The organism is Allobranchiibius huperziae (assembly GCF_013410455.1).
Taxonomy (GTDB): Bacteria; Actinomycetota; Actinomycetes; order Actinomycetales; family Dermatophilaceae; genus Allobranchiibius; species Allobranchiibius huperziae.
Genome location: NZ_JACCFW010000001.1, coordinates 2561074 through 2578652 on the forward strand (window position 1 = coordinate 2561074; position 17579 = coordinate 2578652).

The 17579-nt window shown below is 70.1% G+C and carries 15 protein-coding genes and 1 tRNA gene; 5 read left to right on the top strand and 11 right to left on the bottom strand.

Annotated features, from left to right (window positions below):
- Positions 1-104: 104 nt before the first annotated feature.
- The 4 genes from HNR15_RS12005 to rpmE form a co-directional block, all read right to left on the bottom strand.
- Complete coding sequence (locus HNR15_RS12005) at positions 105-1148, bottom strand: NHL repeat-containing protein (protein WP_179482069.1); 1044 nt, start codon at positions 1146-1148, stop codon at positions 105-107.
- Positions 1149-1316: 168 nt separating this feature from the next.
- Entirely contained in the window at positions 1317-2174 is an 858-nt protein-coding gene (gene prmC, locus HNR15_RS12010) for a peptide chain release factor N(5)-glutamine methyltransferase (protein ID WP_179482071.1), read from the bottom strand.
- On the bottom strand, positions 2174-3262 hold the full coding sequence (gene prfA / locus HNR15_RS12015; protein ID WP_179482073.1) for a peptide chain release factor 1: 1089 nt from the start codon (positions 3260-3262) through the stop codon (positions 2174-2176). Before prfA ends, prmC begins: the two co-directional genes overlap by 1 nt.
- Before the next feature lie 93 nt (positions 3263-3355).
- The gene (rpmE, locus tag HNR15_RS12020) at positions 3356-3574 is read right to left on the bottom strand and encodes a 50S ribosomal protein L31 (protein ID WP_179482075.1); all 219 of its coding nucleotides are present in this window, start codon (positions 3572-3574) and stop codon (positions 3356-3358) included.
- Positions 3575-3834: 260 nt separating this feature from the next.
- Here rpmE and HNR15_RS12025 point away from each other — a divergent pair, with 260 nt between their 5' ends.
- Positions 3835-5226, top strand: a complete 1392-nt coding sequence (locus HNR15_RS12025; RefSeq protein ID WP_179482077.1) for an MFS transporter — start codon at positions 3835-3837, stop codon at positions 5224-5226.
- Between the two features lie 130 nt (positions 5227-5356).
- On the opposite strand, the gene rho is transcribed toward HNR15_RS12025, so the two are convergent.
- From rho to lysA, 5 genes are all read right to left on the bottom strand, one after another.
- Positions 5357-7432, bottom strand: coding sequence for a transcription termination factor Rho (rho, locus tag HNR15_RS12030; RefSeq protein WP_179482079.1), 2076 nt, complete (start codon positions 7430-7432; stop codon positions 5357-5359).
- Positions 7433-7640: 208 nt separating this feature from the next.
- On the bottom strand, positions 7641-8549 hold the full coding sequence (gene thrB, locus HNR15_RS12035) for a homoserine kinase (protein ID WP_179482081.1): 909 nt from the start codon (positions 8547-8549) through the stop codon (positions 7641-7643).
- 8 nt (positions 8550-8557) lie between these two features.
- Complete coding sequence (thrC, locus tag HNR15_RS12040) at positions 8558-9643, bottom strand: threonine synthase (RefSeq protein WP_179482082.1); 1086 nt, start codon at positions 9641-9643, stop codon at positions 8558-8560.
- A 5-nt stretch (positions 9644-9648) separates the two neighbouring features.
- Positions 9649-10953, bottom strand: coding sequence for a homoserine dehydrogenase (locus HNR15_RS12045; RefSeq protein ID WP_179482084.1), 1305 nt, complete (start codon positions 10951-10953; stop codon positions 9649-9651).
- Position 10954: 1 nt separating this feature from the next.
- Positions 10955-12328 carry a diaminopimelate decarboxylase gene (gene lysA, locus HNR15_RS12050; RefSeq protein ID WP_179482086.1) on the bottom strand — a complete coding sequence of 458 codons (1374 nt, stop codon included), beginning with the start codon at positions 12326-12328 and terminating at the stop codon, positions 10955-10957.
- 206 nt (positions 12329-12534) lie between these two features.
- Here lysA and HNR15_RS12055 point away from each other — a divergent pair.
- Positions 12535-12606 (top strand) — tRNA-Arg (locus tag HNR15_RS12055).
- 128 nt (positions 12607-12734) lie between these two features.
- On the opposite strand, the gene HNR15_RS12060 is transcribed toward HNR15_RS12055, so the two are convergent.
- Together HNR15_RS12060 and paaI are read right to left on the bottom strand one after the other, a co-directional pair.
- Positions 12735-13367, bottom strand: coding sequence for a TetR/AcrR family transcriptional regulator (locus tag HNR15_RS12060; protein ID WP_218883691.1), 633 nt, complete (start codon positions 13365-13367; stop codon positions 12735-12737).
- Positions 13364-13774, bottom strand: a complete 411-nt coding sequence (gene paaI, locus HNR15_RS12065) for a hydroxyphenylacetyl-CoA thioesterase PaaI (RefSeq protein WP_179482088.1) — start codon at positions 13772-13774, stop codon at positions 13364-13366. The genes HNR15_RS12060 and paaI overlap by 4 nt, the downstream gene beginning before the upstream one ends.
- A gap of 86 nt (positions 13775-13860) precedes the next feature.
- On the opposite strand from paaI, the gene HNR15_RS12070 reads away from it, so the two are divergent.
- The 3 genes from HNR15_RS12070 to paaB all read left to right on the top strand — a co-directional run bounded on the left by HNR15_RS12070 (position 13861) and on the right by paaB (position 17577).
- The gene (locus tag HNR15_RS12070; protein ID WP_179482090.1) at positions 13861-16128 is read left to right on the top strand and encodes a hypothetical protein; all 2268 of its coding nucleotides are present in this window, start codon (positions 13861-13863) and stop codon (positions 16126-16128) included.
- Positions 16129-16243: 115 nt separating this feature from the next.
- Entirely contained in the window at positions 16244-17218 is a 975-nt protein-coding gene (paaA, locus tag HNR15_RS12075; protein ID WP_179482092.1) for a 1,2-phenylacetyl-CoA epoxidase subunit PaaA, read from the top strand.
- Positions 17215-17577 (top strand): 1,2-phenylacetyl-CoA epoxidase subunit PaaB, encoded by a 363-nt coding sequence (gene paaB, locus HNR15_RS12080; RefSeq protein WP_179482094.1) that lies wholly within the window; start codon positions 17215-17217, stop codon positions 17575-17577. The genes paaA and paaB overlap by 4 nt, the downstream gene beginning before the upstream one ends.
- Positions 17578-17579: the final 2 nt, after the last annotated feature.

Consider the following 17579-nt stretch of genomic DNA (forward strand, 5'->3'; position numbering starts at 1 on the left):
CCGGAATGACGCCGACCGGGTTGTGACCGCCCTCACCCTACGCGTCAGTAGCCTTTCTCGACACCGGCGGCGCGAACCCCGTCCGCGCCGGGGTTCGCCCCTGCTCAACCGACCGCGAGGTCCGTGAAGTGGCCGGTGAGGAGCGTCCGCGGCGAGCCGCCCGTCGGTGCGTACTTGAGCAGACGCGGTGTGGCATCGTCCTCGGCGCTGACGTAGACGTTCGAGGCGCCGTCGACCTGCAGGTCACCGAGACGCGGGTTGTACGTCGTGGTGAATCCCGTCGCGGGCACCGCCGTCGGAGTGCCGCCGCCTGCGGGATAGCGCTCGATCTGCTGCACCTGCGAGTACCCCGGGGCGCAGTGGGTGTGGGAACCGAAGCAGCTCCCCTTCGTCACGGCGCGGTAGAAGCTGCCGTCGGGGGCCACTCCGGGCACGTCGAAGTGGTCGGCGTTACCGATGAACGTCGGGGTCGTCGAGCCTGCAGCAAGCCGCACCCAGTAGTCGAAATACGTTTCCCCGGTGGCGTTCTCCTCGATGTACACCACCCCCTGGGCTCCTGCTGCGATCTTCTCGACCGCGGTGCTGTTGAGGACGACGGAGCGCGACGTCGAGCGCGCCCCGGAGGCGGAGTAGCTGACGATCGTCGTCGACGAATGACCGATGGCCGTGATCTGCGAGACGTTCCCCGCCCGGTCGGCGGTGAACTCCCCGGCCGCCCTCGCCACCACCGTGCGCGCGCCCGAGGGCGCGATCCTGACGATCTGCGGACTCGGCGTGCTGTGCTCGACGAACACATCGCCCCTGCCGTCCGTGGCGAGCCCGGTCGGCCCTGCGAGATCCGCCGCGAACGGTGTCGCCCGGCCCGTGTCGACCGACACCTTGGTGACGCCGCGGTCGGACAGCACGTAGAGGTCGCCGACCGAGCTGACGACGAGCTGGGAGGCGGTGAGGCCCGACAACAGTGTCCTCGGCGTGCCCCCGGACAGCGCCTCCCGTACGACGGTGCGGTGGGTGACGTCGTACGCGTACAGCGACTGCCGGTGCCCGGCCGCCCCCCACGGTCCGCCCGGCGACGCGGACGCTGTTGCGGTCGTTGCGCCGAGGGCCGCGCCGATCACGGCACCTGCCAGGCAGATCGTCCTCGTCATCCCCATCATCGTGCCCTTCCCGACGAGGGACCCGACGCGTCCCGACCCCGATGGGGCCCTGTACCCCGCGACCATCATTTCTGGATTACCGGCGAACGGCGTGGTTTTGCCCGGAACGACCTGTGCTGCAAGAAACGAGGGACGCGCCGGCGATACGCGCGCCGTATCTCACCGACGACGCGCACTCACCGCACGCGGAAGGGCCGTGAGGTCGCGATGGTCGGCGACGTCGTCCCAGAGGCCCTGGGTCGACAGGCGGGCGGGTAGCGAATCCCCCTGAGACGAAGCATGTTCCATGACGACGAGCCCGCCGGGCCGCAGCAGTTGCGCCGCCCGCTCCGCCACCTGCAGCGGTATCCGCAGGCCGTCCTCACTGCCGCCGTAGAGCGCGATCTGCGGGTCGTGGTCACGCACCTCGGGGTCGATCGGCACCATGCCCACGGGGATGTACGGCGGGTTGCTGAGCACCACGTCGACCTGCCCCTCGAGCTCGGGGAACGCCGTGAGCGCGTCCTCGCATCGGATCCGCACGTCCAGCCCGAGCCGGTCGCGGTTGGCCTGCGCCCATGCGCACGCGTCCGGCGAGAGCTCGGCGGCGTACACCGCCGCAGACGGATGCTCGTCCTTCACCGCGAGCGCGAGCGCACCGGACCCAGCGCACAGGTCGACGACGACCGGGGCGGCGATCGAGCGCAGAGTGGGCGCGACGAGGTCGACGAGAATCTCGGTCTCCGGCCGCGGCACGAAGACCCCCGGCCCCACAGCGAGCTCGAGGTGCCGGAACGCCGCGCGTCCGGTGAGGTGTTGCAGGGGCACCCTCGTCGCACGCTCGTCGATCAGTGCCGAGAACCGCTGCAGCACAACGCCGTCGGGCACCCGGCCCAGCACCTCGGCGCGGCGTACCTCCGCGACGTCCGTGGACCAGGCGTGCGCGAGCAGCGCGATCGCGTCGGTGTCCGGCGACCCGACGCCAGCGTGGGAGAGCCGCAGCGACGCATCGCGCAGCAGCAGGCGCAGCTCGTTCATCAGTCGCGGTCGGCGACCGCTGCCATCCGCGCGGACTCGTCGGCCTCGACCGCCGAGGCGACCACCGCGCCGAGGTCGCCGTCGAGCACGGCGTCCAGGTTGTAGGACTTGTAGCCGGTGCGGTGGTCCGCGATCCGGTTCTCCGGGAAGTTGTAGGTGCGGATGCGCTCACTGCGGTCGACCGTGCGCACCTGGCTCTTGCGCGCGGCGGACGCCTCGGCGTCCCGCTCGTCCTGACGGATCTGCCGCAGTCGGGCCTTGAGCACCCGCAGCGCCGACTCCTTGTTCTGCAGCTGGCTCTTCTCGTTCTGGCACGAGACGACGACGCCGGTCGGCAGGTGGGTGATGCGGACCGCCGAGTCGGTGGTGTTGACGCTCTGCCCGCCCGGACCGGAGCTGCGGTAGACGTCGATCTTCAGATCGTTCGGTCCGAACTCGATCTCGTCGTCGTCACCGTCGTCGAGGTCCGGCATCACCAGGACGCCCGCCGCCGAGGTGTGGATCCGCCCCTGGCTCTCGGTGACCGGGACGCGCTGCACACGGTGCACGCCGCCCTCGTACTTGAGCAGCGCCCACGGCGCGGTGCCCGGGTCCATGGTGCCCTTGGCGCGCACCTGCAATCGTGCGTCCTTGTACCCGCCGAGGTCGGACTCGGTGGCGTCGACCAGCTCGGCGCGCCACCCGGCACGCTCGGCGTACCGCAGGTACATCCGCACCAGATCGCCGGCGAACAGCGCCGACTCCTCACCGCCCTCACCTGCCTTGACCTCGAGGATCACGTCGCGGTCGTCGTCCTCGTCGCGCGGCAGCAGCAGCTTGCGCAGTGCGTCCTGGGCGCCGTCGAAGCGCTCCTGCAGGGAGGGCACCTCGGCCGCGAAGGACTCGTCCTCCTGCGCCAGCTCGCGCGCGGCACCGAGGTCGTCGCCGGCAGCGAGCCAGGCGCGGTACGCGGCGACGGTCGGAGCCAGCGCGGCGTACCTCTTGTTGAGCTTGCGCATGGCCGTGGGATCGGCATGGATCGCCGGATCGGCGAGCCGGGCCTCGAGGTCGGCGTACTCCTGCGCGACGGCGGCGGCGGATTCCAACACGGCGAACTCCTTCGAGACGGTCGGTCAGGTGTCACGGGACACAAACAACGCGCCGGCCCCACCTGGAGAGGTGGAGCCGGCGCGTCGGAGGAGCTACTTGGCTTCGGCCTTCTTGCCGTAGCGCTCCTGGAAGCGGGCCACGCGGCCACCGGTGTCCAGAATGCGCTGCTTGCCCGTGTAGAACGGGTGGCACTGCGAGCAGGTCTCGGCGGTGATGGTGCCGCCCTCGGCAGTGCTGCGGGTCTCGAACGTCGCGCCACAGGTGCAGGTGACGGTCGTGGGACCGTACGCGGGGTGGATGTCCTTCTTCACGGGTTTTCTCCTAGCTGTCGATTGCCTCCGGGTCGCTCGCGCGATGTGCGCGACGCGTGAACCGGTGGCCAGCGGGCCATTCTGCCAGAACCTCTGACCTCTTCCTAAACGACGCCGTGGCAGGTGCTATTCCTCGGCGTCTCGGGCCGTCGTACGCGGGGTTCGGAGGCCGGAAATGGGCACGCTCGTTTGCTACCCGTGGGTATCGAGTACGGGTGCCGGTTGTGCGCCGCACCCCCCTTAGGGGTGATCCTGTACCCATGACCACTGCCACTTCACCGCCGGAACATGCCCTGCGCAGGGACCACGAAGCGCCCCTGACCCCACCCGTGCGGCACTTCCTGCGCAAGATGACGGTGGCCACCGGCGGAGGCATGTTCATCGACGGTTTCGTCTTCGCGACCTTCGCCGCGGCCATGGCGGGCCGCGCCCACGACGAGCTGCACGTCACGGGCCACTGGGACTCCTGGATCTCCGCGTCGGTGCTCATCGGCACCTTCTTCGGCGGCCTGATCATCGGCTACATCACCGACAAGATCGGCCGTAAGCCGATGTTCACATTCGACCTGATCCTCTTCAGCAGCTGCGCCTTCGCGCTCTTCTTCGTGCAGTCGGCCTGGCAGGTCTTCGTGCTCGGTGTCGTGATGGGAGTCGCGGTCGGCGGCGACTACGCGATCGGGTCCCCGCTGCTCGGAGAGTTCTCCCAGAAGAAGGACCGGGGCAACTACCTCGGCCTGCTGGAGATCAGCTGGAACGTCGGCTACGTGATCGCCTACATCATCGGCTACGCCATCAACTCCTACTGGCCCGGCGGCTGGCGACTGATCCTCGGCGCCAGCGTCGTGCCCGCGGTCATCTGCCTCTTCATCCGCCACGGTCTGCCGGAGTCGCCGCGCTGGCTGATGAGCAAGGGTCGTGACACCGAGGCGAAGCGGATCTACCGCGAGGAGCTGCAGGTCCGCGACGTCGGCGACCTCAGCGAGGAGGAGCCGCAGGAGACCAACTACCGGCTGCTCTTCTCCAAGGAGTACATCCGTCGCACCCTCTTCGTGTCGCTGTCCTGGAGCGCCATCGTGATGCCCTATTTCGCGCTGACCTTCTTCGGTCCGACGATCCTGAAGTCGCTCGGCCTTCGCGACGCTCTCTTCGGCGCGCTGCTCGGGACGATCGTGGCGTTGATCGGCGCGACCATCTCCTGGAAGTACATCGACCGGGTCGGTCGTCGCCCCATCACGATCATCCCGATGTTCGTCTGCGCGGTCTTCCTCTTCCTCGCCGCGCTCAACTCCCAACTGCCGCTCGTCTTCGGTGTCGTCGCCTACTTCGGCTACCTGTTCTCCTACGGGATCATGAGCATCACCACGGGCATCTACCCCTCGGAGGTGTTCCCGAGCTCGGTACGCGCGTCGGGCCTGGGTGTGGCCAGCTCCACGAGCCGGGTCGCCGCGGCCATCGGCACCTTCATGCTCCCGATCGTCAACGACGACTTCGGCACACCGACGGTGCTGGTCATCCTGGGCGCCGTGTCCCTGGGCGGCGGGATCATCTCCTACATGTGGGCGCCGGAGACCAACGGTCAGTCGCTCACCGAGAGCTCGCACCGCGATCTGACGCACCGCAAGGCCGTGCCGGTCGTCCCCACGGCGGCCTGATACGCGCGTACGGCAACGCGAACGCCGCCCCACCGATTCGGTGGGGCGGCGTTTCGTCGTTCCTGCCGCCGGTTGTCAGCGGATCACCGGCGTATGCACCAGAGATTCGCTGACAACCGGGGGGTGAGGGTCAGTCCTCGTCGTCGAGCTTGATCGAGCTGGTCTGCTGCACCTGCATCAGGAACTCGGTGTTGCTCTTGGTCTTCTTCAACCGGTCGAGCAGCAACTCGATGCCCTGCTGGGGGTCCAGCGCGGCGAGCACGCGACGCAGCTTCCACATGATCTTCAGCTCGTCGGACGCGAGGAGGATCTCCTCGCGGCGGGTGCTGGAGGCGTTGAGGTCGACCGCGGGGAAGATCCGGCGCTCGGAGAGCATCCGGGACAGCCGCAGCTCCATGTTGCCGGTGCCCTTGAACTCCTCGAAGATGACCTCGTCCATCTTGGACCCGGTCTCGATGAGCGCCGTAGCGAGGATCGTCAGCGAGCCGCCGAACTCGATGTTGCGCGCCGCACCGAAGAACTTCTTCGGCGGGTAGAGCGCGGCACTGTCCACACCGCCGGACAGGATGCGCCCGCTCGCCGGTGCGGCGAGGTTGTAGGCGCGTCCCAGCTTGGTGATGGAGTCCAGCAGGACGACGACGTCCAGGCCCTGCTCGACCAGCCGCTTCGCGCGCTCGATGGCGAGCTCGGCGACCTGGGTGTGGTCGGTGGCGGGCCGGTCGAAGGTGGAGGCGATGACCTCGCCCTTCACGGCGCGCTGCATGTCGGTGACCTCTTCGGGCCGCTCGTCGACCAGCACCACCATGAGGTGGACCTCGGGGTTGTTGACCGTGATGGCGTTGGCCACGGCCTGCATGATCATCGTCTTACCGGCCTTGGCCGGCGCCACGAAGAGACCACGCTGGCCCTTACCGATCGGTGCGACGAGGTCGATGATCCGGGTGGACAGGATGTTCGACTCGGTCTCCAGGCGCAGACGCTCCTGGGGGTAGAGCGGCGTCAGCTTGCCGAATTCGACGCGCTCGCGCGCCTTCTCGGGCGTCATGCCGTTCACGGTGTCGAGACGGACCAGCGCGTTGAACTTCTGACGTGCCGGCAGCTGCTCGCCCTCGCGCAGCGCCCGGACCGCGCCGGTGATGGCGTCGCCCTTACGCATGCCGCTCTTCTTGACCATGTTGATCGGCACGTAGACGTCGCTCTGCCCCGGCAGGTAGCCGGTGGTGCGCACGAACGCGTAGTTGTCGAGCAGGTCGAGGATGCCGGCCACGGGCACGAGGACGTCGTCCTCGCGCACCTGGGTGTCCACGTCACCGAAGTCGTCGGCGCCACGGCCGCGCTTGCGGTCGCGACCGCGCTGACGACGACGGCCGCCCCGCTCGTCGTTCCAGTCGTCGCCGCCACGGCCACCGGCGTTGTTCTGGTTGCCCTGGCCCTGGTTGCCCTGGCCCTGGTTGCCACGGTTCTGGCCTGCGTTGCCCTGACCGCGGTTGCCGCGGTCCTGCTGGGCGTTGCCGCCCTGGCGGCCGCCACGGTTGTCGTTGCCGCGGTCGTTGCCGCCGCGGTTGTCGTTGCCCCGGTCGCTCCGGTTGTCCTGCTGGGCGTTGCCGCCCTGGCGACCGTCACGGTTGTCGTTGCCGCGGTTCTCGGTGCCCCGGTTGTCGTCCCGGCGGTTGTCGTTGCCGCGGTCGTCGTTGCCGCGGTTCTCGGTTCGCCCGTTCGAGCCCTGCTGGTCACGACGGTCGTTGCCGGACTGCTCGCTGGAGGAGCGGTCGCCCTCGTCACGGCAGGCGCGACGCGGCTCGTCGTCCTGGCGGGTCTGGACGGTCCGGCCGTTCCGCTGCGCGCGATCGGTGACATCGGGCGCCGTACGCGACTGCTCCGGTGCCGACGTCGCCTCGGGAGCACTGCCCTGCTCGGCGCGGGCAGGTGCCTGCACGGCCGGCGCGGGGGGCGCTGACTGGGGAGTGGTGGCGGGCGCCGTGACCCGGCCGCGCTCACGGCGCGGAGCGGTCGTGGCGGCTGCGGTGTTCCCCTGACCCCGCTCGCGGATGGCGGTCAACAGGTCGCTCTTGCGCATCTTGGACGTGCCGCTGATGCCCATGGTCGAGGCCAGTTGCTTCAACTCGTCCAGCTTCAGAGCGCTGAGCGAGCCGGTGGAACGAGGCGCGCCCTGCTCGGGCGCGGCAAGTTCGGTGGTGTCTGTCACGAAGGTTCCTTCCCCCTCGTCAGAAACCGGCTGAGCCGGTTATCAGATTGCGCGGCAAGCACTTTCGGCAGCCACGATTTTCCTTGCGGAGAGCCGCCCGGGGTAGCCCGGCGATGGGTTCTTCGCAATGGTGATGCACTCACAGGCCCGGACTTCGTCACGCGGCCTTGGGTGTGATGTGCAATGCAAACTTACACCGTCGTGCGGCTCAGAGCGAAAAAACGCGCAAGCCGTCCTCGGCTATTCCCGGGGTCGTCCTCGCCCAGCGGTCGTCCGCGCGCACCGCGGCGGCCCGGGTGCGGGTGGTGAGCACCAGCACGGACGGGCCAGCACCGGACACCACGGCGGCGTGCCCCTGCGACCGCAGCGCGTCGACCAGTTCCATGGTCGACGGATAGGAGGCACGGCGCGCCTCCTGGTGCAGCCAGTCCGCGGTCCCGGCGAGCAGCAGATCCGGCCGACGCGTCATGGCCTCGATCAACAGTGCCGCGCGCCCCGCGGTCCGCGCGGCGTCCCCGAGCGGGACGTCGGCCGGCAGCACCGAGCGCGCCCGTTCGGTCGAGAGGGTCGCGTCGGGGACGAAGAGCACCGGCTCGATGTCCGGGTGCACCGGCGGGCAGGTCGTCAGCCACCGGTCCCCCGATCGCCACGAGACTGTCAGGCCGCCGTAGACACTCGCCGACGCGTTGTCCGGGTGACCTTCGAGGTCACCCGCGATGTCGCTGACCGTATGCCGGGCCGCGTCGTCCAGACGCGGGTCGACCAGGGCCAACGCCGCACCGACTCCGGCCACGATGGCAGCGGCCGAGGACCCGAGCCCGCGAGAATGCGGAACACCGTTGTGGCAGTGCAGCTTCAGGCCCGGTGGGCTCGCGACTCCCAACCGCTCCCACGCGGTGCGCATCGAGCGCCAAACCAGGTGTGTCTCGTCGTCGGGCACGACGCCGGCACCCTCGCCGTCCACGCTGATGTGCAGCCCCGAGGCCACGACCTCCGCCGTGACGACGTCTCCGAGGCCGAGCGCGAGGCCGATCGAGTCGAAGCCGGGTCCCAGGTTGGCGGTGCTCGCCGGGACCTCGACGCGGACCTTACGGCCCAATGGGAACTGTTGTGCCATCTGCCGATTCAGCCTTCGAGCCGCAGCGCCGCGGCCGCAGAGACGGCGTCGACCGAGACCTTCGTGGGCTGGATGTCCGCGCCGTCGGCGGTCTTCAGGGCCCAGCTCGGATCCTTCAGGCCGTGTCCGGTGACGGTGCACACGACGGTGGCGCCGGCGGGCACCGCGCCCCGCTCGTGCATCAGCAGCAGACCTGCGACGCTCGCCGCGGAGCCGGGTTCGACGAAGATGCCCTCCCGGCTGGACAAGAGGCGGTGGGCGGCCAGGATCTGCTCGTCCGTGACCATGTCGATGAGGCCGCCGGAGTCGTCGCGCGCCTGCTCGGCCTGCTTCCAGGACGCCGGGTTGCCGATCCGGATCGCCGTGGCGATGGTGTCCGGCTCGTCGATCGGGTGGCCCCTGACGATCGGCGCCGCGCCCGCGGCCTGGAATCCCCACATCGCCGGCGTACGAGTCGCGACCGCCGGTTCGCCTGTCACTCCTGCGTATTCGCGGTAGCCCTTCCAGTACGCGGTGATGTTGCCGGCGTTGCCCACCGGAAGACAGTGGATGTCGGGTGCATCGCCCAGCACATCGACCACCTCGAACGCGGCAGTCTTCTGGCCCTCGATGCGGGCCGGGTTGACGGAATTGACCAGCTCGACGGGATAGGACTCCGCCAGCTTGCGCGCGAGGGTGAGACAGTCGTCGAAATTGCCTGCCACCTGGAGCAACTCGGCTCCGTGGGCGATCGCCTGGCTCAGCTTGCCCATCGCGATCTTGCCGTCCGGCACCAGCACACCGCACGTCATCCCGGCCTTGGTCGCATACGCGGCGGCCGAGGCGCTGGTGTTGCCGGTCGAGGCGCAGATGACGGCCTTGGCGCCCGCCTTGGCGGCCATCGAGATCGCCGCGGTCATCCCGCGGTCCTTGAACGAGCCGGTGGGGTTGAGTCCCTCGAACTTCACGTGGACCTGCGCGCCGACCAGCTCGCTCAGGTGCTCCGCCGGGATGAGCGGGGTGCCGCCCTCGCCGAGGGTGACGATGGGCGCGCCCGCCAGCATCGGCAACCGGTCGGCGTACTCGCGGATGACGCCCCTCCACAGATGTGCCACGTGGATCAGGCTCCTTCGACTCGCAGGACCGAGGCCACGGCTGTGACGTCGTCGTGCACCCGCAACAGGTCGACCGTGCGCGCGAGCGCGGCGTCGGTGGCCTCGTGGGTGACCAGGTGCAGGGTGGCGCGACCGGTGTCGGACCGCGCGACGCCCTGGCGCATGCTCTCGATCGAAACACCCTCTGCCCCGAAGACATTCGCGACCTGCGCCAGGACGCCCGGTCGGTCGTCGACCTCCAGGCGGATGAAGTAGCGGGTCAGCGCGGAGCCGATGCTCTGGACCGGAAGGCCGGCGTACGCCGACTCCCCCGGGCCCCGGCCCCCGCTCACCCGGTGCCGGGCGGCCTGCACGACATCCCCGAGCACGGCCGACGCCGTGGGGTCACCACCTGCACCCGGTCCGTAGAACATCAGCTCGCCCGCCAGCTCGGTCTGCACGAAGACGGCGTTGTAGGCCTCGCGGACCGAGGCCAGCGGGTGCGAACGGGGCATGAGCGCGGGGTGCACCCGCACGTTGAGGGCGGCGTCGCCGTCGGCGTCTGTCACCCGCTCGCAGATGGCCAGCAGCTTGATGACGTGCCCGGTCATCCGGGCGGCGCGGATGTCCTCGGAGGTGATCGCCATGATCCCCTCGCAGTGCACCTCGCGGCTGGACACCCGGGTGTGGAAGGCGAGCGAGGCCAGGATCGCGGCCTTGGCGCGCGCGTCGTACCCCTCGACGTCGGCCGTCGGGTCGGTCTCGGCGTACCCCAGCTCCTGTGCCTCCCGCAGCACGTCTTCGAGCTCGGCGCCGGTGCGGTCCATCTTGTCGAGGATGAAGTTGGTGGTGCCGTTGACGATGCCGGTCACCCGGTGCACCGAGTCACCCGCGAGGGACACGTGCAACGGGCGCAGCAGCGGGATCGCGCCGGCGACCGCGGCCTCGTAGTAGAAGTCGACACCGGAGCGCTCGGCGGCCTCGTACAGCTCCGGGCCGTTCTCCCCCAGCAGCAGCTTGTTGGCGGTGATGACGCCGGCGCCGGACGACATCGCGTGCAGGAGCAGCTCGCGGGCGGGCTCGAGCCCGCCCATCAACTCGATCACCAGATCGGCGCGCGCCACCAATCCCTTTGCGTCCGTCGTGAACTGGTCATGCGACAAACTGGACTCGGGCCGCGGCTTCTCGACGTCGCGCACCGCCGCGCCGATGATCTGCAGCGGCGCGCCGATGCGCGCCTCGAACTCGCCGGCCCGCTCCTGCAGCCGTCGCGCGACCGCCGAGCCCACCACTCCGCAGCCCAGCAGGGCCACCCGCACGGGTTCGCTCACGTCACTCCCCTTCCAGGGCCAACAGGTCGTCCATCGTCTCTCGCCGGAGCCATACGCCGACCTCTCCGTCGCGCAGTGCGAGCACGGGTGGGCGCGGCACGTGGTTGTACTGACTGGCGAGCGAGCGGCAGTACGCGCCGGTCGCAGGCACCGCGAGCAGGTCACCGGCTCGTACGTCGTCCGGCAGCCGCACGTCGCGGACCACGATGTCGCCGCTCTCGCAGTGCTTGCCGACGACCCGGGTCTGCGTCGTGGTCTCGCTGCCCGGCCGTCCGGCCAGCACGCAGGTGTACTCGGCGTCGTAGAGCACCGGCCGGGGGTTGTCGCTCATCCCGCCGTCGACGGCGACGTAGGTGCGGACCAGGTCGTCGCTGACCCGGACGGGCTTGACGGTGCCGACCTCGTACAGAGTGACGCCCGCGGGTCCGACGATCGCGCGCCCGGGCTCGATCGAGACGCGCGGCAGCGGCATACCTGCCTGCGCACACGCCTCCTGGACGATGCCGGCGAGCTGGCCGGCCATCTCGCGGACGCCGAGCGGCTCGTCGCCCGGCAGGTAGGCGATGCCGAAGCCTCCCCCGAGATCGAGCTCCGGCAACTGGACGCCGTGCTCCGACGCGACCGCCAGCTGCAGCGAGATCAGGCGTCGGGCGGCCTCGCGGAAGCCGTCGGACTCGAAGATCTGACTGCCGATGTGGGAGTGGAAACCGAGCAGCTGCAACGCTTCCGGGGCGGCCAGCACCCGGCGTACGGCTTCACCCACCTGGCCGTCGGAGAGGCTGAAACCGAACTTCTGGTCCTCGTGCGCAGTGGCGATGTACTCGTGCGTGTGCGCCTCGACACCGGTCTTGACGCGCAGCATCACCCGCGCCACGACCGACCGCTCGCGCGCGGCGGCGGCGACCCGGTCGATCTCCTCGAACGAGTCGACGACGATGCGCCCGATCCCCGCGTCGAGCGCCTGCGCGATCTCCGCGGGCGACTTGTTGTTGCCGTGCAGGGCGATCTGCTCCCCCGGGACGCCCGCGCGCTGCGCCACGGTCAACTCGCCGCCGGAGCAGACGTCCAGCCGCAGGCCCTCCTCCTGCAGCAGGCGGGCCATGGCGGTGCACAGGAACGCCTTGCCCGCGTAATAGACGTCCACGCGGGTGCCGATGGCCTCGAAGGCGTCGGTGAATGCCTCGCGGAACGCGGTCGCCCGGCGCCGGATGTCGGGCTCGTCGAGCACGTACGCCGGCGTCCCCCACGCGCGAGCGATGTCGCGCAGGTCGTGACCGGCGATCCGGACGGCGCCGTCGTCGGTCAGGGAGGTGCCGGACGGGAAGATCCGGTCCAGCACCGCCTCGCGGGAGTCGTGCGCGCTGTTGTCAGACATGGCGGGGTAAAGGTACCGACCGGGCAGGCTCTCGGGCTCGGGCGACCGCTGGGAGAGACGCGTCCGCGGTGGCGCGTGCCCGGCTGACCGGATGCCGCTCCGGGTCCCGCCCGGGCGCCGCTGCGAGCCGACCGGGTCGCGAGCGCGGATTGCGGACCGGTCGGCTCCGACTGGTACGGTGACGCCGCGCTGTGAAAGCGCTGCCCGCCCCCGTAGCTCAGGGGATAGAGCGTCGCCCTCCGGAGGCGAAAGCGCAGGTTCGAATCCTGCCGGGGGCACCCACGAAGAAGCACGAGACCGCAGGGAAACCTGCGGTCTCGTTCTCTTTCCGGCGGCCTCTTCGGCGGCGGGGTGCGCAGTGTGCGTCAGCGGCCAGGGCTGCCGCCCTGCCCGGCGACGCAAACCGTCAACGAGGTCGGTCCCGGACCCGCAGACCGTCGAAGACCAGGGCACTGACCTCGTCCGGCAGCGCCTGGGTGTGCGCGCGACTCGCCGGCCGGGTCCACTCGACCAGGGAGTTGACGAGTCCGAACATCAGCCGTGCGGTCACGGTGGGATCCAGATCCGCTCTCAGGTCGCCTGCGCGGACGGCGTCACGCACCAGCGACGCGGCGTACCGGTCCAGAGCGCGACGTCGTTGCAGGGCGGCGAGTTCGACCGGGCTGTTGCCGCGCACCCGCAGCAGCAGGGTCACGTACGGCTGGTGGTCGAGCAGCAGCACGACGCTCTCGTGCACCAGATGCTCCAGACGTCGTACGGCGCTCACGTCCAGCTCGCGGGCGCCCTGGGTCACCGCCTCCAGACCGTCCAGCGCGCGGTCCAGCGCAAGACGCAGCAGCACCTCCTTGCTGGCGACGTGGTGGTAGATCGCGGACTTGGCGATCCCGAGTCGCTCGGACAGATCGCCCATGCTGGTCGCGTCGTAACCCCGCTCGTTGAAGACCTCCACCGCCACCGCGAGCAGGGAGTCCAGGTCGTACCCGGGCCGACCGCGCCGCGCGGTCCGGGGCATGGGCACCGACGCCTCGCGGGAGGTCATGCGCCCCGCTCCGGGGTCGCCATCCGGTGACTGCGCCCGCGGAACTCGGCGACGACCCGCTCACCGCAGCGCACCGTCACGTCGTAGACACCCTGCCGACCGAAGCCGACCCGTCGGACCCCTTCGGCGACCAGCACCTCACCCGCACGTGCCGGCGACACGAAGACGATGTCGCCGGAGCTGGCGACGGTGACCGGGCCGGCCGCGTTGCACGCGCAGGCGAACGCCGTGTCGGCGACGCTGAAGATCATCCCGCCGTGCGCCATTCCGTGGCCGTTGACCATGTCGGGGCGCACCGTCATCCGGGTGGTCGCCCGCCCGTCGGTGCAGTCCACCAGCTCGATCCCCAGGGCCCGCGACGCCTCGTCCGCGGCCATCATGGCGTGCACGGCTCGCAGGTCCGCCATCTCGTCTCCTCGCAATTACCGACCGAACGATCGGTCACTCTCGGCAATCGAACCTAGTCCGTCGGTGCAACGGATACCGTCGGGCCGTGAGAACCGGACGCCACTCGACCGTCGTGCAGCGCACCGCGGTCGGGGCGGCCGCACGGTGGCTGCCGGCCGTCGTCTGTCTCGTGGCGTCGTACGCCGCAGCGCATACTCACGTCCCACTGGGGCAGTCGCTGATCTACCTGGTCGCCACGATCTGGTCGGTCCTGATGCCCGGAGTCCTGGTGCTGCGCCTGTGCCGCGGGCAGGCGGACTCGCTGCTGGCCGAGCTGTCCGTCGGGTTCGTGGTGGGCATCATGGTGCAGCTCGTCGCGTGGGCTGCCTTCGTGTCCCTCGGTGTCGGTGGGTGGCTCGCGCTCTACCCCGTGCCGGTGGTGGCCGCGGCAGCACTGATCCCGCAGTGGCGAGCAAGGCTGCGCAGCACTCCATACGCCCGACGCGAGCCCTGGTGGGCGGCATGGTCGCTGGCGGCGTCCTACGTCGTGGCCGTCGGGCTGCTGGCGACCCGCACCTTCGCGACCAACCCGCTGCCACCGTCGAGGGTGCGCTGGTACCCCGACCTCTACTGGCACGTCGCGGTCGCCGCGTCCGCGCGCACCTCCGTGCCACCGGCCGTGCCGCAGGTGTCCGGGCAGACCCTCAAGTACCACTGGTTCTCCCACGCTCACATGGCCGCGGACTCCCTGGTCTCGCACGTCGACGTGCTGCTGGTCGCCAGCCGTCTGTGGTACCTCCCGGTGTACGCCGCGATCCTCGTGCTCACCTATCTGCTCGCCACCCGCCTGGCGCGCACCCCGAAGGCCGGCATCGTCGCCCTCGTACTGCTCCTGGTAAACGCGGGCATCGACCCGTTGCGCTGGGTGAACGCCTTCGGCAGCGACGCCCTCGTCCCGCTGTCGCCGTCGGAGATCCTCGGGCTGCCCGTGCTGTTGGTCACCACGTGGTGGGTGATCGACATCGTGCGCGGCGCTCGTCCCACCCGCGCCGGCTGGGTGCTGCTCGGGCTCATGCTGCTCACCTGCGCCGGATCCAAGTCGTCCAATCTGCCGGTGCTCGCCTGTGGCCTACTGCTGGTCGTGGCCGGGCAGCTCATCCGCCGGCTGCGCCGCAGACACGGGCCGACGGGGACGACTGACGCCGACGGGGCATTGCGCCCCACCCTGATCACGCTCGGTCTGTGCCTGGTCGTGATCGGCCTCACCGCGCCGTACCTCGCGGGCGGCAGCAACGTCTCCACGCTCAAGACGTTCGCGCTGTCGCGCAATCGGGCGGTCGCCCTCATCGATCCCGGCGGCCACCCCGGCGGGCCGTTGCTCTGGGGGCTGCTGATCGCCCTCTCCGCCGTCACCCTGCTGCAGTTCGCCGCGCTGCTGGTGGCGGTGCCGCTGCGCGCCGACCCCGCCGTCGTCCTCATCGCCGGCATGCTCGTGGCAGGGTTCGCCGCGACCCAGCTCATCTACCATCCCAGCGATTCGGAGGTCTACTTCCTGCGCGGGGTGGTGCCGCTGTCGGAGGTGCTGATCGCGTGGGGCCTGGCCGTGGCCGTGCACCGCGCCCGGCCACCGCTGTGGGTGCTGGCCCTGAGCGCACTCGCCGGCAGCGCGGTGCTGGGCGTCGTACGCCGTTTCAGCGGGACGCATGCCCCTGGTGCGCACTCCGCGCTCACCGCCGCGTCGGTCGTCGTCGGGGTCTGCGTGCTGCTCCTGCTGGGGGGGCTGGTGGCGTGGCACCGGTGCGGGCCCCTGGTGCGAGCCGTGCTGGCCGCCCTCCTGGTCGGGGCCGTCGTGATCCCGGCCGCCGTGCCCTTCGCCCAGACCGGTCTCAGTCACTCGACCGTCGACGAGCCGTCCAACCTGTTGACCAGTGGTGACATCGCGGGCACCACCTGGCTGCGCACACACACTCCCGAGACGACGCTGATCGCGACCAACGTGCACTGCCGCGCCGGCATGACGCACCACATCTGCGACGCACGGGCGCTGTGGGTGACCGGGCTGGGCCTCCGCCGGGCGTTCGTCGAGTCGTGGGGCTACACCGATCAGGCGTACGCGACGGCGAAGCATCCGCATCCCGGCGAGAAGGGCGTCTTCTACTGGAGCGCCTCCTTCTACGACCAGCCGAGACTCCGGCTGAACGACGCCGCGTTCAACGCGCCGACGGCGTACGACCTGCGCTACCTCTACGACCACGGGGTGCGCTACCTCTTCGGCAGTACCCGGGCGAGCGCGGTCTCGCCCGAACTGGCGAACCTCGCCCAGCAGGTCTTCCACCAGGGCGACGTGACGATCTACCGACTCCACCGGCCGTGAGGCGGACCAGAGCGGACCGAGGGACGCCGCGGGTGGCGTAGGTCACGCACTCGGGGTAAATTACTGAACGACCGGTCGGTAATTCCGACAGCGTCTCGACACCAGGGAGTACGGCGTGACGACGACCCTTCCCGCCCCGCAGGCGGACGATCTGCAGCACGACTTCGACGCGACCATCTCCGACGACCGGCGGATCGAACCGCGCGACTGGATGCCGGACGCCTACCGCAAGACGATGATCCGGCAGATCGCCCAGCACGCGCACTCGGAGATCATCGGCATGCAGCCGGAGGGCAACTGGATCACCCGGGCGCCCTCACTGCGGCGCAAGGCCGTGCTGCTCGCGAAGGTGCAGGACGAGGCCGGGCACGGGATGTACCTCTACAGCGCCGCCGAGACCCTCGGGGCCGACCGGGCCGACATGACCGGCAAGCTCATCACCGGCCGGCAGAAGTACTCCTCGATCTTCAACTACCCCACGCTGACCTACGCCGACGTGGGCGTGATCGGCTGGCTCGTCGACGGCGCCGCGATCTGCAACCAGGTGCCGTTGTGCCGGGCGTCCTACGGGCCGTACGCCCGGGCCATGGTGCGCATCTGCAAGGAGGAGTCCTTCCACCAGCGGCAGGGCTACGAGCTGCTGCTCACGATGATGCGCGGCTCGGACAAGCAGCGCGCGATGGTGCAGGAGGCGACGAACCGCTTCTGGTGGCCGTCGCTGATGATGTTCGGCCCGCCCGACCACCGCTCCCCCAACACCGAGCAGTCGATGCAGTGGGGCATCAAGCGGCACACCAACGACGAGCTGCGTCAGCGCTTCGTCGACATGACCGTCCCGCAGGCCGCCAAGCTCGGCGTCACGCTGCCCGACCCTGACCTGCGCTGGAACGAGGAGCGCGGCCGACACGACTTCGGCGAGATCGACTGGTCGGAGTTCGACGCCGTGCTGAAGGGCGACGGCCCGTGCAACACCCAGCGGGTGCAGCACCGTCGCGCCGCGCACGAGGACGGCGAGTGGGTGCGGGACGCGGCGACCGCGTACGCCGCCAAGACCGCGGCCCGGCGGGCCGAGAAGAAGGTCGCCTCATGAGCGAGTACACCGCCGAGGGCGGTCATGGAGCCGTGCCCACCCAAGGTGTCCCGACCGAGCCGACGCCGAGCGCCGTGCGATCGGACTGGCCCCTCTACGAGGTCTTCCTGCGCGGCAAGCGCGGGTTGAACCACGTGCACGTCGGCTCGCTGCACGCCGCGGACGCCGACATGGCGCTGCACCACGCGCGCGACCTCTACACCCGCCGCAACGAGGGCGTCAGCATCTGGGTGGTGGCCTCCGCCGACATCACGGCGTCCAGCCCCGCCGAGAAGGACCCGTTCTTCGCACCGTCGGGCGACAAGGTCTACCGCCACCCGACCTTCTACGACATCCCGGCCGACGTGCCGCACATGTGACG

Coding starts and splice junctions, on each gene's coding strand:
- HNR15_RS12005 (WP_179482069.1), bottom strand. CDS start 1,148: ATGACGAGGACGATCTGCCTGGCAGGTGCCGTGATCGGCGCGGCCCTC.
- prmC (WP_179482071.1), bottom strand. CDS start 2,174: ATGAACGAGCTGCGCCTGCTGCTGCGCGATGCGTCGCTGCGGCTCTCC.
- HNR15_RS12025 (WP_179482077.1), top strand. CDS start 3,835: ATGACCACTGCCACTTCACCGCCGGAACATGCCCTGCGCAGGGACCAC.
- thrB (WP_179482081.1), bottom strand. CDS start 8,549: ATGGCACAACAGTTCCCATTGGGCCGTAAGGTCCGCGTCGAGGTCCCG.
- lysA (WP_179482086.1), bottom strand. CDS start 12,328: ATGTCTGACAACAGCGCGCACGACTCCCGCGAGGCGGTGCTGGACCGG.
- HNR15_RS12060 (WP_218883691.1), bottom strand. CDS start 13,367: ATGACCTCCCGCGAGGCGTCGGTGCCCATGCCCCGGACCGCGCGGCGC.
- paaI (WP_179482088.1), bottom strand. CDS start 13,774: ATGGCGGACCTGCGAGCCGTGCACGCCATGATGGCCGCGGACGAGGCG.
- paaB (WP_179482094.1), top strand. CDS start 17,215: ATGAGCGAGTACACCGCCGAGGGCGGTCATGGAGCCGTGCCCACCCAA.